This is a genomic window from Acinetobacter psychrotolerans, assembly GCF_048552595.1.
Classification (GTDB): domain Bacteria; phylum Pseudomonadota; class Gammaproteobacteria; order Pseudomonadales; family Moraxellaceae; genus Acinetobacter.
Map to the genome: position 1 here is coordinate 40,218 of NZ_JBIMDK010000012.1, position 13,700 is coordinate 53,917.

The 13,700-nt window shown below is 36.8% G+C and carries 16 protein-coding genes; 10 read left to right on the forward strand and 6 right to left on the reverse strand.

Translation table 11 applies throughout. The annotated features are described in order from the left end of the window. Positions 1 to 75 precede the first annotated feature (75 nt). The gene (locus tag ACG94X_RS11345) at positions 76 to 1,245 is read left to right on the forward strand and encodes a zinc-binding dehydrogenase (RefSeq protein ID WP_419383835.1); all 1,170 of its coding nucleotides are present in this window, start codon (positions 76 to 78) and stop codon (positions 1,243 to 1,245) included. A 159-nt stretch (positions 1,246 to 1,404) separates the two neighbouring features. Next, positions 1,405 to 2,031, forward strand: a complete 627-nt coding sequence (gene rdgB / locus ACG94X_RS11350) for an RdgB/HAM1 family non-canonical purine NTP pyrophosphatase (RefSeq protein WP_419383836.1) — start codon at positions 1,405 to 1,407, stop codon at positions 2,029 to 2,031. A 56-nt stretch (positions 2,032 to 2,087) separates the two neighbouring features. Here the strand turns inward: rdgB and ACG94X_RS11355 are convergent, their stop codons facing one another. From ACG94X_RS11355 to ACG94X_RS11370, 4 genes are all read right to left on the reverse strand, one after another. Next, positions 2,088 to 2,966 (reverse strand): AEC family transporter, encoded by an 879-nt coding sequence (locus tag ACG94X_RS11355; protein ID WP_419383837.1) that lies wholly within the window; start codon positions 2,964 to 2,966, stop codon positions 2,088 to 2,090. Between the two features lie 220 nt (positions 2,967 to 3,186). Beyond that, positions 3,187 to 3,648, reverse strand: a complete 462-nt coding sequence (locus ACG94X_RS11360) for a hypothetical protein (RefSeq protein ID WP_419383838.1) — start codon at positions 3,646 to 3,648, stop codon at positions 3,187 to 3,189. Between the two features lie 9 nt (positions 3,649 to 3,657). Further along, positions 3,658 to 4,971, reverse strand: coding sequence for a LysM peptidoglycan-binding domain-containing protein (locus ACG94X_RS11365; protein ID WP_419383839.1), 1,314 nt, complete (start codon positions 4,969 to 4,971; stop codon positions 3,658 to 3,660). Between the two features lie 2 nt (positions 4,972 to 4,973). Beyond that, positions 4,974 to 5,414, reverse strand: a complete 441-nt coding sequence (locus ACG94X_RS11370) for a hypothetical protein (protein WP_419383840.1) — start codon at positions 5,412 to 5,414, stop codon at positions 4,974 to 4,976. Positions 5,415 to 5,488: 74 nt separating this feature from the next. Here ACG94X_RS11370 and ACG94X_RS11375 point away from each other — a divergent pair, with 74 nt between their 5' ends. The 5 genes from ACG94X_RS11375 to ACG94X_RS11395 all read left to right on the forward strand — a co-directional run bounded on the left by ACG94X_RS11375 (position 5,489) and on the right by ACG94X_RS11395 (position 10,413). After that, complete coding sequence (locus ACG94X_RS11375; protein ID WP_419383841.1) at positions 5,489 to 6,220, forward strand: hypothetical protein; 732 nt, start codon at positions 5,489 to 5,491, stop codon at positions 6,218 to 6,220. A 254-nt stretch (positions 6,221 to 6,474) separates the two neighbouring features. Then, positions 6,475 to 6,702: a Sec-independent protein translocase subunit TatA gene (locus ACG94X_RS11380; protein ID WP_419383842.1), complete on the forward strand. Its 228-nt coding sequence runs from the start codon at positions 6,475 to 6,477 to the stop codon at positions 6,700 to 6,702. Positions 6,703 to 6,719: 17 nt separating this feature from the next. Continuing rightward, positions 6,720 to 7,193, forward strand: a complete 474-nt coding sequence (gene tatB, locus ACG94X_RS11385; protein WP_419383843.1) for a Sec-independent protein translocase protein TatB — start codon at positions 6,720 to 6,722, stop codon at positions 7,191 to 7,193. Positions 7,194 to 7,276: 83 nt separating this feature from the next. Next, positions 7,277 to 7,993, forward strand: coding sequence for a twin-arginine translocase subunit TatC (gene tatC, locus ACG94X_RS11390; RefSeq protein WP_419383902.1), 717 nt, complete (start codon positions 7,277 to 7,279; stop codon positions 7,991 to 7,993). Between the two features lie 242 nt (positions 7,994 to 8,235). Further along, entirely contained in the window at positions 8,236 to 10,413 is a 2,178-nt protein-coding gene (locus ACG94X_RS11395; RefSeq protein ID WP_419383844.1) for a PhoX family protein, read from the forward strand. 107 nt (positions 10,414 to 10,520) lie between these two features. Here the strand turns inward: ACG94X_RS11395 and ACG94X_RS11400 are convergent, their stop codons facing one another. Then, positions 10,521 to 11,303 carry an NRDE family protein gene (locus tag ACG94X_RS11400; RefSeq protein ID WP_419383845.1) on the reverse strand — a complete coding sequence of 261 codons (783 nt, stop codon included), beginning with the start codon at positions 11,301 to 11,303 and terminating at the stop codon, positions 10,521 to 10,523. 93 nt (positions 11,304 to 11,396) lie between these two features. Between ACG94X_RS11400 and lgt the strand changes: the two genes are divergently transcribed. The 3 genes from lgt to ACG94X_RS11415 all read left to right on the forward strand — a co-directional run bounded on the left by lgt (position 11,397) and on the right by ACG94X_RS11415 (position 13,061). Then, a complete protein-coding gene (gene lgt / locus ACG94X_RS11405) occupies positions 11,397 to 12,221 on the forward strand; it encodes a prolipoprotein diacylglyceryl transferase (RefSeq protein WP_419383846.1) in 825 nt (274 codons plus the stop codon). 82 nt (positions 12,222 to 12,303) lie between these two features. Next, positions 12,304 to 12,687 (forward strand): hypothetical protein, encoded by a 384-nt coding sequence (locus ACG94X_RS11410; protein WP_419383847.1) that lies wholly within the window; start codon positions 12,304 to 12,306, stop codon positions 12,685 to 12,687. Positions 12,688 to 12,689: 2 nt separating this feature from the next. After that, a complete protein-coding gene (locus tag ACG94X_RS11415) occupies positions 12,690 to 13,061 on the forward strand; it encodes a hypothetical protein (protein ID WP_419383848.1) in 372 nt (123 codons plus the stop codon). Between the two features lie 106 nt (positions 13,062 to 13,167). Here the strand turns inward: ACG94X_RS11415 and ACG94X_RS11420 are convergent, their stop codons facing one another. Next, a complete protein-coding gene (locus ACG94X_RS11420) occupies positions 13,168 to 13,695 on the reverse strand; it encodes a CHAP domain-containing protein (protein ID WP_419383849.1) in 528 nt (175 codons plus the stop codon). Positions 13,696 to 13,700: the final 5 nt, after the last annotated feature.

A 13,700-nucleotide genomic window follows, 5' to 3' on the forward strand; every position in this document is an offset into this window, starting at 1 on the left:
GATAAAAGTCATATTTTTATATAAAAAGAACTGTAATGATGATGTCAATATTCAAAAAAGAATAAGGATGATCTAATGAAATCTGTTGTTTGCCATGATGCCGAATTAACAATTGAAAACTTAACTGAACTCGTTCCATTAAAAGGTCAAGTTCTATTGGATGTTGTCCGCTGTGGAATCTGTGGCAGTGACTTACATATGCAACACAGCTGCGACCACATGCACAATCTCGCAGAACGAGTCGGTTTTAAAGGTATTGCTAAAAATTCTGATAAATTTGTCATGGGGCATGAATTCTGCGGAAAAATCATAGATTATGGTCCCAAAACACGCCGTAAGCTCAAAACAGATACATTGGTCTGTGCAATGCCTCTATTGTATTTAGATAATTTAGGATACCAGTCTACAGGGCTTTCTCCCAACGCATCGGGTGGTTATGCAGAACAAGTCTTAGTGCAATCGAATTTAATGTTTGAAGTGCCCAATGGCTTAGATGCAGATAATGCTGCTATGACTGAACCTATGGCCGTTGCCCTACATGCAGTTCGGCGTAGTCGTATAAAAACCAGTGAACCTGCCATTGTAATTGGTTGTGGGCCTGTAGGCTTAGGGATTATTTTAATGTTGAAAGCGACTGGTGTGAAAAAAGTCATTGCCAGTGACTATTCTGCTAGTCGAAGAAAATTGGCAGAGCGTTGCGGTGCAGATATTGTGATTAATCCTGCGAATAACTCCCCTTTTGCAAACTGGAAAGAACTTGGTTTATTGGGCAATGCAGCTGAAGCACTTAATTACGGCTTAGGTATTTTTGACAAAATTCAGTCCACAGGTATACCGTGGTGGCATGCATGGCGTGTCGTAGATAAGTTAGGTGCTTTACCTAAACGACCTGTAATTTTTGAATGTGTAGGTGTTCCTGGAATCTTGCAACATATCATAGACGGCGCACCATTATTTTCAAAAATAGTCGGTGTTGGTGTTTGTATGCAAAGCGACCGTATTGAACCCGCCCTTGCGATCAATAAAGAAATCGAAATGCAGTTTGTTTTAGGCTACACACCTTTAGAATTCCGCGATGCCTTACATATGATTGCAGAAGGCAAAATCGATTGCTCACCACTCATCACAGGTATTGTGGGATTAGATGGGGTAAGCAATGCTTTCTCTGCACTTCGTGACCCTGAACAGCATGCAAAAATTTTAATCGACCCAAAGAAAATGGGTACTGACATCATGTCTAAATGATTTAGATAACTCAAAGAAGCCATACTATTACCTAAAATACAGTATGGCTTCTTCATTTAGATTTCAGGTTTTTAAGCTAAAACTCAAACTTCTATTTTTCAAATCATGCTTAGAATCCGTTAAAATACTCAACGTTATTCAAAATTCAGAGCAATTGAAATGTCTGCACAAGATTGGTTATCGCAAGGAACACTGGTACTCGCAAGTAATAATAAAGGCAAAATTGCTGAATTCACAAAAATGTTTGCCGAGTTAGATCTACCTGTTGAAGTAATTCCTCAAGGGCAACTGAATATCGAAGATGCAATTGAAGACGGTTTAAGCTTTATTGAAAATGCCATCATTAAAGCACGCCATGCAAGTCGTATTTCAGGTAAACCTGCGATTGCAGATGATTCAGGTATTTGCGTGCCTATACTTGGTGGAGCACCAGGCATTTATTCTGCACGCTACGCAGGTGAACATGGTGATGATGCAGCCAATAATGTAAAACTTTTAGAAAATTTAAAACCTTTACGTAAAGACCATGAAACGATTCAAGGAATGTTTGTTTGTGTACTTGCATTGGTTCAACATGCAGACGATCCGCTTCCACAAATATTCCAAGGCATTTGGCAAGGTGAAGTATTAGAGCAAGCACGTGGTGAAAATGGTTTCGGCTATGATCCGCTGTTTTGGCTACCTGAATTGGGTATTTCCAGTGCTGAAATGAGTAAAGAAGAAAAGAACAAAATTAGCCATCGTGGACAAGCGATGCAATTATTTAAAGCAAGTTTAGAAAAGTAAAATACCTTTAAATTCCCTCTTGAACTCTCTCTCCAAATGAGAGAGTTCAATTAACTTTAGCTCAAAAGATACACCATAACGCCATAAATCACGCAGACCACACAACTTACAATTGTTCCCGAAGCAATATATTGAGCTGAAATACCCGTTCCCTGATAGTGCGTTTCTAAAGCGACAATATTGGCTGCAGGTGGTAAACAGAAGAGTAAAAACATCACTCCAATATATTCATGAATATGCGGCACAGGTAAAAATAAATACGCCAAAGTACACAACACGACACCACACAGTATTTTCAATACTGCAAGCTTTGAACTTGTCACTAAATCATCAAGATAAACTTTGGTTTTTCTAAGCCACATCCCCAATACACACATACCAGCAAAGCTCATACTCCATTTGGCAGCCGTATACATCCAATTGACCCAATCATCATTTTGAAAGTGTTGCACATCAAAACAACGTAAGGCTCCTGAAATCATCAAAGCAATGACAGGTGGTGATTGCAGCATTTTTTTCAATAATTCAAGCCTAGATTGTGGTGCAGAACTGACTGAAGTGACCGCCCAAGAATTCCCAAAAATTGATACACCAATGTACAGCGGGATCATTGCCATACTATTTTCAATTCCAAAAATTGCGATAGCAATTGGAAAACCCAACCAAGCCATATTGGTATAACTAAAACACAGTGAAGCCAAGCGATCGTTAGATAGTTTTAGGTAGATAAAGAACAGAATAAAACAAGAAAAAAAGGCAAATAGAATTAAAGCAATGCTGCCAGATTTATAAAAAACCATATTGTAAATAATCACAACAGGGATAAATAAACGAGCAAGTAATAATGATAACCAAGATTTGAGAGTTGCCGAAAATTTGCTATTCGCCAGTATCAAGCCACAGATAAATGATAAAACTGGAAATAAAAACGCCACAGTACAGCACCTTATTCTCAATATGATAATTAATTGACTTACTGAAACAAGAGATTGAATAAGCTCACGCCATGTGAGTAGTTTAAATACTCAATTGGAGGGCTTCAAGACACAAAACAAAGCTTTGACCGAGCAATTATAAGTACTCGAAAGCAAATGAATAGATTAAAGAAATAAATGAACCACGACAAAGTTATAGTCCTAGTCGTGGAATGAGGTATTAACTACATTTATTCAAGGTATTTTTATTCATTAGCTTTAGATAGTTTTTAAAGTCAGAGCTTAGCTCATCTTGAGTATCAGAATCTTTCATAAACTCATCATATCTTATTTTTTTTGCTTTTTTCATTGCGGCTTTATCTATGAATGTAGAAAAAAAACTCCTCGTGTATGCTGATTTAATTTTTTTATTTGAAAAATATATAACGTCTTCATAGCCCCCAAAGTTTGATTCATTATTCAAAATAGCAACAATTGCACATTCTCTATTCTTCATTTGATATATTGTGGCATTTTTATCGGAAATTCGTCCATCTTCATATTCGTAAGGAATAATTATATGTTGTAATTTGTTGAATTTACTGTTTATTTCAACACCAGTGTAAGTGTAAGCTAATACTTGGTTATTAATACAAGCAACTATAGAAAACATTAGGGTTAAGTAGCCTATAACTTTTTTCATAATTCCCACCTAAAACTTTAATTTTTTATAATTTTTTACACCTAACTCTAATAGTTGGGGCTTTAATACTCTCCAAGTTTTACCATTTGGACACAACTGGAAATGTGGCCAATCTTTCTTTTTCCATGATCCGCCCCATTCTAACCCTAATTCTTGACCTATTGGCCCTATTTTTTTACTATCAAGTTTAGATTGATTATCATCAGAAAGGTACGTTATCTCTCCGTTTCTGACAGAAACGATGTCTATTGCTAAGCCATATTGATGATAGCTCTGTAAAGCTTTAGCATTAGTATTTGCACTTGGTAAAGCGTCTTGTGCTGATGGACTTCTATAACCATCTGTAATGACCCAAGTTATTCCAAGTTTTTGATATGCAGTATTTATTAGTTTAATAACATAAGGTTGATACACAGCATGGAGTTCAGCTATTCGAGCTAAAGTACGCTTATAATGTTTTTCCCCACCACATGCTTGAGGTAATAAGCCTTTTACGTTGACTGGCGTAGGGGCTTCAACTTTAGCTACAGGAGTTTTTTCTTTATTTTTAGAAGCATCTTGAGTAACTTTTGGTGGTGTTACAGGCTTTTTCTCTTCTTTTTTCTTTGGTGTTGTCGGTTTTGTTGCAGTAGGTGCTACTTGACGATCATATACTCTTAACTTTTGATTATGGCTCAATCTATCACTAGAAAGACTGCTTAACTTTTTAATTTCATCAATCGTATTACCTGTCAATTTAGCAATCAACGGTAAAGTATCGGTTTGTTGAACAACAATAATCTTTGTTTTTTCTTGCTGATTTGGCTTTGGAGCTTGTGGTTTAGGCTTAACTTCAGGTGGTGGCGTTAGTGCTTCAGCTTTTTTAGGAGGAATTTTTAAAATTTGACCTGAGTGAATATCGGTATCACTTTTTAGATTATTTATTCTAATTAACTCATCTGTTGTTGTGTGATTATCATCTGCAATTCGACCTAAATAATCTCCCTCGGCAACGATATAAGTTGAGCGTACATATGTGCCAGTTGCGGCATCTTTGGCTGAAAGATTTACGCCTTTGAGTAAGATTTTAGGGCTACGAACAATAAAAATGGTTTTTTCACCAATAAGCTGTATTTTAACTTGAGAGTTATATTCTCCAGTGACCATACTTCTTACTCGAACATCAATGACTGTACCTACAGGACGTTTAATCCATACAGATTCACCACTGGCAGGGGATACATAATCAGAGATTAGTGTAGAGCCGACCCAAAGTTGGTGAACTAAACCACTGATTGGTTGATCAAGAGCATCCAAAAATTTTATATTGGCTAAACAATCCATAATTATATCTCCCCCTCATGGTCATGATCTTCGTGTGATCCACAACTACAGTTATACTCAAAATCATCATATTCACTGTCATCATCCATAGAGACAGTCCAGACATCATCTGTTCCAATAAGAAGATCATGATTTTCATTATTAGATGTCGTCATACGTTGAGTACGCCCATGCTCATCTAGCTCACCTGAAACATAGGTATAATTTTTATTATTGACTAATTTATATTTTACTTCTGAAAAATTAGCTTCATAAAACAGGTCATAACAATCCCATTTATTGGTAAAAGTTTTAATTTCATTGACAATGGCAAGCGATGGAATTTCAGCCTTAACTTGCTGTCCACTTTCAAATTTATGTTGTCCTGCTTGATATAAAATTTTGCCACCAGTAGAGATGGTTATACCTTGATCATTGATTACAATCCGAGAACCGCCAGCCATTTTATTATTGCCCCAGCATTATAATTATGAGACAAGATTAACATATTTACTTAAAAATAAAAACAAGGATACACATGACAATGATTGTTTCAGTTCATTTGGGAGATTGCATATTAATTGCCGCAGATAAGCGAGCAATGGTATGTGACTTAAAAACAGGTTCAATGCGTATATCTAAGGATGATGAAAAAAAAATTAAACTATGGACTCGAGGGGCAATAGTCGGCACAGGAGAAACCCTCTTTCTCAATCGAATCGCTGACTACTTTATTCAATTTAAAGAAGATGGGCGATCACTCAAGCAAATGGATGCGATTTATGAGGAAATTGAAAGAAGATTACAAGAAGGTATACCAAAAGAGCACTTAAGGAACAATACAATCATTTTTTCGATATTTGATGGAACAGAAACTTTACTGTACTCAATCCCAATAGACCCATTTTTTGAGGTTACTCTTAAAAATGACATAGAGATGATCCATCCTTATATGCATGAAATAAAAGTGTGGGAGGTTAATGTCACCTGTTTTAATCTTCCTCCTGATATGAGTAGCTTACAAAGTTTTCAACGACATTTAAAAGGATTGTCTGCATTTGAAAATGAAAAAAACTTTATCGAGTACTACATAGATAAACTAAAACATGTTTTTACAACACATGCTTTTATAGATCCGAGTATTACTCCCTCATTTGATCTTTATATACAATCTTGCGAAACAGGAAAAAGCCTTGCGTTACACGTTCCAAATTTACAATTAAGTATACCAAGTACTGAAAAATTGAATTTTAGGGATAAAAAAGGGTAGTTTTTAGATAAAAAGAGCTATCAAATAAGTCCCCCTTTCGGTCAAGACTTGTCCGCTTCTATGCACCCATTTTATCGGTTAGACATATGTAACTTGCAGTAAGAATAAATGTCACTGGCATTACAAACGCACTGACTTTTAACATACCGCAACTGTTCAAATTAAATTAATGTCTTTAAATTGAAATATAGATGTCACCTTTCTGTCACAGATAACTGTTGTTATAGCTCTTATTCAAAATAGGAGTTTAAACTATGGCTGGATTATCGATTTGGCATGTACTGATTTTTGCAATTGTTGTCATTTTACTTTTTGGTACCTCTAAACTTAAAAACTTAGGTAAAGATGTTGGCGGTGCTGTTAAAGATTTCAAAAAGTCTATTAAAGAAGAAGAGGCAATAGCAGCTGCTTCATTGACTGAATCTCGTACATTAGAACATCAAACAACAAATACTGATGTGAACTCTACTGTAAAGCATTAATTGTAGGGGCGTAGATCATGTTAGATGTCGGATTTTCTGAATTATTGGTATTTGGGATCATTGCCCTGTTGGTACTGGGTCCTGAAAAACTACCTGAAGCGGCACGTTTTGCGGCCAAATGGTACAGCAAATTTAAACGTGCCATTACCAGTGTGCAAAATGATATCGATCGTGAATTGCGTCTTTCTGAATTCCGCGAACAAATGCAACAAGAAATGCAACGTATACAAGAACTTGAACAAAAGATGCAAGCGCAGATGAATGAGTTGCAACAACAATCTATACTTGCAGCAGAACAAAAAAAACAGACTATTCTTACTGATAATAAAAAGCCCTTTCATATTTTTAAAATACTAAATCCATTAAATACGGTGGTTCCTTCAAGTTATATGACTAAAATCTGGCTAAATAAACAACACTGCCTACAGCAGCATACATTACCTGTGAAAATTGAAAAGACCATGCCACATGAGCTGAAGGTGGCGGTATGACTGACTCATTATTGCCACAAATTCCAAACGCTGAGCAAAACTCTGATCAAAATTATGACTCAGAAAAACCACCACTTAATGCAATGCCCATTACCCAGCATCTTGTAGCCTTACGTAAACACTTATTTAAAATTGTGGGCGTATTATTGCTCATCTTTTTTTGCTTATTGCCCTTTGCAAATAAAACCTACGTCACATTATCTGAACCGCTGAGAAAACAACTTCCAGTAAACTCAACCATGATCGCAACGGATGTTACGGCAACATTCATGGCTCCATTTAAGCTGAACTTCTTTATTGCTTTGATGTTAGCAATGCCATTTATTATTTATCAATTGTGGGCTTTTATTCGCCCTGCTTTATATGAAAAAGAAAAGAATTTAGCCTTTCCATTATTATTTGGCAGTATTTTTTTATTCTATTCTGGAATCGCTTTTGCTTACTTTGTTGCTTTGCCATCAATCTTGCATTTCTTTATGAGCGTTTCGCCTGAAACCGTTGCACCTATGACGGATATCAATAGCTATTTAAGCTTTTGCTTAAAGTTATTTCTCGTTTTTGGTTTAACATTTGAAATTCCCATCATCACGCTTTTATTGATTTTAATTGGGGTAGTGACAACAAAAACACTGGCAGAAAAACGTCGCTTCATTGTGGTTGGGTGCTTTTTTATTGCAATGTTTATTACTCCACCTGATGCAATTTCAATGATCATGTTAGCAATTCCAATGTGGATGTTATTTGAAATTGGCTTATTATTTGGAAAAATCATCGAAAAACGTAAAAAAGTAGAAACTTAAATTTTTTTGAATCTATTAATGACATTGAATGAGCGACTTTTTATAAGTCGCTTTTTTATTCTATAACCACGCTTTCTTTACGACTGTAATCTCTAAATCAACTTTCACTAAAATCTTAAATGAACCTTAAATTTAACCAATCTTAAATATAACCGTAAGAATGTTTAAACATTACTCCGTTATGGTCTATGACTTACTAAATATTTATTTTTCAATTACTTTTAGCCAAAGGGCATCATCTCATGACAGACCTCACGCCATATTGCGAAGACCAAGAGTTAGACAATAACACCTCTAATAACATTCATTTCCGTGACATTTTAGAACAACGTATCTCTCGTCGTAGCCTCATTACAAAAACGGCAAGTGGTGCAGCGGCATTGGCTTTAGCATCAAGCTTAACAGGCTGTAATGACGATGATTCAAGCTCTACAACGCCACCAACAACAATCAAAAAACCTGAAAAATTAACTTTTACTCCTGTTGCTAAAAACCTGAATGATATCGTGACTGTACCAGAAGGTTATGAAGCAAATGTTTTATATGCAATGGGCGATTCAATTAACCCTGCTTATGCAGAATGGGATGACAACAATGTACCATCAGGATTAAGCTTTCAATTTCGTTCAGGCGATTGCCATGATGGAATGAGCTATTTCGGTATGAGCAGTTCAACACCAAAATATGATGCAAATGCTTCTGAACGTGGTTTATTGGTAATGAATCACGAATATATTAATCAGACATTTTTACATCAAAAAGGTGCAACCAAAGTGGACGGTCGCCGTCCAGAAGATGAAGTGATTCGTGAAGTAAATGCGCACGGCGTATCAATCATAGAATTAAAGAAAAATAGCACAACTCAAAAAGTTGAAATTGTTAAAAATTCTGTTTTAAACCGACGTATTACTGCATCAACAGTTATGGATTTTGGCGGTATTGTTGCTGCGAGTCCATTAGTTGCAACTATACATTCACCAGCTGGCAAACAAACACGTGGTACACACAATAATTGTGGTAATGGTTACACGCCGTGGGGAACCTATTTAACAGCTGAAGAAAACTATATTGGCTACTTCGTACGTAATAAAGGCGACGATGCTAAACGCACACCTGCGGAAATCATTGCTTTAAATCGTTACGGTTTAAAAGATGGTGCAAGTTCTCGCTATGGCTGGGAGACTGCAATTGGTTCATTACAAAGCCAAGACTTATATGATCGTTGGAATTCATCTGTGACTGCAAACTCAGCAGTTCAAGATTATCGTAACAGCGCAAATACTTTTGGTTGGATTGTTGAAATTGACCCATTTGATGGTACACAAAACCCTGTAAAACGTACTTCACTGGGTCGTTTTGCACATGAAGATTGTCGTGCAAGTCGTTTAATTCAAGGCGAAAACCTTGCATTTTATATGGGTGATGACTCTCGTGGTGAATACATTTATAAGTTTGTATCAGATGCTCAGTGGGATGCCAAAGACGTTAATGGCGGATATAAAGCTGGCGATAAATATATGAATTCAGGCAAGTTGTATGTTGCTAAATTCAATAATAATGGTACAGGTCAGTGGATTGAATTGGCATACGGCAAAAATGGTTTAACCGATACAAACTCAGTTTATCCATTTAAATCACAAGCTGAAGTCACTACATTTGCTCGTTTAGCGGCGGATGCTGTAGGCGCAACAAAAATGGATCGTCCTGAATGGGTTGCGATTAATCCTGAAAATGGTGAAGTCTATGTGACACTGACCAACAACTCAAACCGTGGTACAACAAATACGCTAGATGCTGCGAACCCACGTAATTATACCGATACAAAAGGCACATCAACGCAGCAATCGGGCAATGTGAATGGCCACATTATCCGTTTTCATGAAAAAGACAATAAAACCACAGCGGAAAGCTTCACTTGGGATATTTATTTATTCGGTGCTGAAGCAAAAATGGCAAGCAACATCAATCTATCTGGTTTGAATGATAACAATGATCTTTCTTCTCCAGACGGTATGTGGTTTGACCCACGTGGTGTGTTATGGATCCAAACAGATGATGGGGCTTATACCGACACCACTAACTGTATGATGCTTGCAGCATTGCCAGGTAAAGTCGGTGATGGTACAAAAGCAACAACTTCATCAGGGCAAGAAACCATTGTTGGCGCAAAAATTACAGATGATAATTTACGCCGCTTCCTCACTGGACCTAAAGAATGTGAAATTACAGGTGTCACTATGACGCCAGACTACAAGGCCATTTTTATTAATGTTCAACATCCTGGTGAAGATTCTAAATCATATTCAACACCAAGCAGCAATTGGCCTGCAACGCAAAAAGATCCAGCAAATAAAATAGCTCGCCCCCGTTCTGCAACAGTTGTAATCACACGCAAAGACGGCGGCGTTATTGCAGGATAATACATTGTTTTGTAAGTATAAATAATTTCTATACCGTGTTTTATCGTTAGATTTTATATTTACATCCAAAAATTAAATGCGTGCTGAACTCCATTCAGCACGCATTTTTATTGAACAACTGCACTATTAAATTGAATCAAATCACCTTGATATTCACCCTGCTGAGTTTTTTCAATCCAATCGATATGCGTATGCCCTATTCTTAAAACATTGGAACATCGTGTTCCGTAGACTGGGCTTTGTATAAATGTAGAAGAAAGTAACCCCTCCATATCTGAATTAATTCCAGTATTCGGTAATAGGTCTGGAATAACTTTGCGTTCATCTTCCAAAATATCCCAAACTGCATATTGAATATCAACTTCAGAGGTAGATGATAGTTGCAACATCGGTAAAAATTCTTGAGTAAAGCGTTTGCGTAAATGTTTGGTTTTTTCCCAATCATCTGACATCAAACCATTTGAAACAACAAATACACCTTTGGATAATACCTGTGGTGCTTCACCCCGATTACTCATATAAACCGCTTGTTGTAGATCGCCCAGAAATAAATTAAAGCCTGCATAATCTCGTTGAGTTTTTTCTAATTGTTGTGCAAACCGAATCGGTGTTTGTTCAGATTCTAAAAAAGCTTGAATTAAATGTCCCCGTGACGTTGGATAACCGACTTGATCATTGCCATCACGATAATTAGTGACCACCGCCCAACGACCTTGTTCGGTGATGCCCATCCATGTTCCACCTGATTGCAAATCTTGTCCTGCAACAATTGGGCTTTCTGACCAATGATGTAATTGCGATGTTGGACGATGATAGAACTCATCCCGATTTGAAATTAAACATACAGGAAATTCATCCAAAACTTGCCAAGCGAGAGCCACGATACACATAAAAACATTCCTTGAACTTTACACATTGAATGTACAACATTTTCTACATCTTTCAGCTAAAATCTGTGCAAAATAGAAACTCAAGGCATAGGCATGCTTACTTACCCGAATATTGATCCAGTTGCATTAGCACTGGGACCTATAAAAGTCCATTGGTATGGGCTGATGTACCTATTGGCATTCTTATGTGCTTGGGGTCTTGCAACATATCGTGCTAAACAACGTGATAGCTGGAACTCTGAAATGGTTTCAGACCTTGTCTTCTATGGTGCATTGGGTGTTGTACTCGGTGGTCGTATTGGCTATGTCCTATTTTACGAGTTTAGTAAATTCTTAGCAGATCCAATTTGGTTATTTAAAGTTTGGACTGGCGGCATGAGTTTTCACGGCGGTTTCCTCGGTGTGATGATTGCAATGCTATTGTGGTGTCATAAATATAAAAAGACATGGTTTGAAACGCTTGATTTTATTGCACCTTGCGTACCCACAGGTTTAATGTTTGGTCGTATTGGTAATTTCATTGGTGGCGAACTCTATGGTCGTCAAGTTTCTGACCCAAACTTTGCTTTGGGAATGATTTTCCCAACAGATCCATTGCAATTAATACGCCATCCATCACAAATTTATCAAGCACTGTGCGAAGGCTTACTGCTGTTTATTATTTTATGGTTCTATAGCGCTAAACCACGCCCACGCTATGCAGTTTCTGCTGTATTTTTAATGGGATATGGCTGTGCCCGCTTCTTTATGGAGTTTTTCCGCGAACCCGATGCAGACCAAGGCTATATTTTAATGGGATGGATGACCAAAGGTCAGATATTATCGTTACCGATGATCTTGGTCGGTTTATGGTTAATTTGGTATGCTTACCAAAAGAAAATTTTCGATTGGGGTCCACAAAAGACCACATTAAACTAAATATAGAATAAAAAATAATGAGGCAATGCCTCATTATTTTTCATGTGTTAGAGTATTTATAATTTCAGTCAGTTGATTCACTATGCTTGAATTTTGGTTTGATCCTAAAGTGGCGATTGCCAAAAAATTAATGTTCCTGATCTTAATCGCAGCCGTTACGATTGGACTATATGCGTACCAACCGCTTACAGTCGATAATATTTTACTTTTTGCAGGGACTGGAATTATTTTCCTCATTTGCCGTTATTGTAAAATTCATTTTGCTGCAAAAAATCCAACAGGCTTTATATATCGCCTGATGACTTGGATTCCAATTGCGATACTGCTAGCACTGGTTTTCAAAAATATGAACAATGGCGAAATCCTTATTCCAGGTGCGCAAGGCATTGCATTCATGGCTTTGACGGCCTGTATTTTTTCGCCTTTTTCATTATTAAATAAAAATACGACCTCAACTGAGCTTTGATCATGTTAGATTTTTGGTATTCAGAGCGCTGCTCACGACAGATTAAAACCATTGTGTCTATTCTCACTTGTGCAATCATTTACTATTGTTCAACGTTTGAAAAAATCAGTCCAATCTTCACACTCATTTGCCTGCTGATAGGAATCTCTATTCATCTATTGCGTAATTTATGTCTAAAAGTGGATGCGACAAAATCCTATAAACAAGCGTTGAAAATACTGACTTTAATATTGCCAATAATTGCAGTGATTGTTGTCATTTACTTGCTACCTACTCAAAATAAAATGTTTACCAGTGTTCAAGCCATTGGATTCGTTGCCTTAGGTTTATTCATTGTATCGATTTATGAAAATCGGCAAAAACGCATCGAATAAAAAAGAGGAAGCGATTAACCAAAATCGCTTCCTCTTTTATGCTTTTGCATATTTACAAACTTTCAGAATTAAGCTGTTGTGTAGACGCTTTCGAACATTCTAAGCATTATCCATTTAAACGGTAATATTCATACGTTACATTTGAGTCTTTATAAACGTCATAGCTGCGTTGTCTAAAGTCAGAAACCCACTGAGAACCTGTAAATCCAGCAATATGACCATAACGATGGCGACTGGTACTGTTGATGATATAAATATCACCTTCTTGAGGATTATCAAAGTCAGGACGGATTTGCTTATAACCAATCTCAGTTAAAGTCGAACCCCAGTCTGAAGCGGCAACAGGATGATCAGAAAAACGCGCACCGGCTGATTCAAGTGCTATACGCACATATCTCGCACAGCGATGTGCAGTAGTACTACGCGACATACTGACAAGTTTTTCGGTAAATTTACTAATATCGATTAAGCTTTCTTTCTTAAATGCTTCAGTTTGATTTTTAAAAGTTTCAAATGCTTTATTTTTTAAGTATTCATCTGGTCGAAAATTATTATTTTGATTTTCCGATCGAATCTGAATATGAACCGTGGGATTCACGTATTCATTCATATTAACATTGTGGTCGTAAATCATGCATT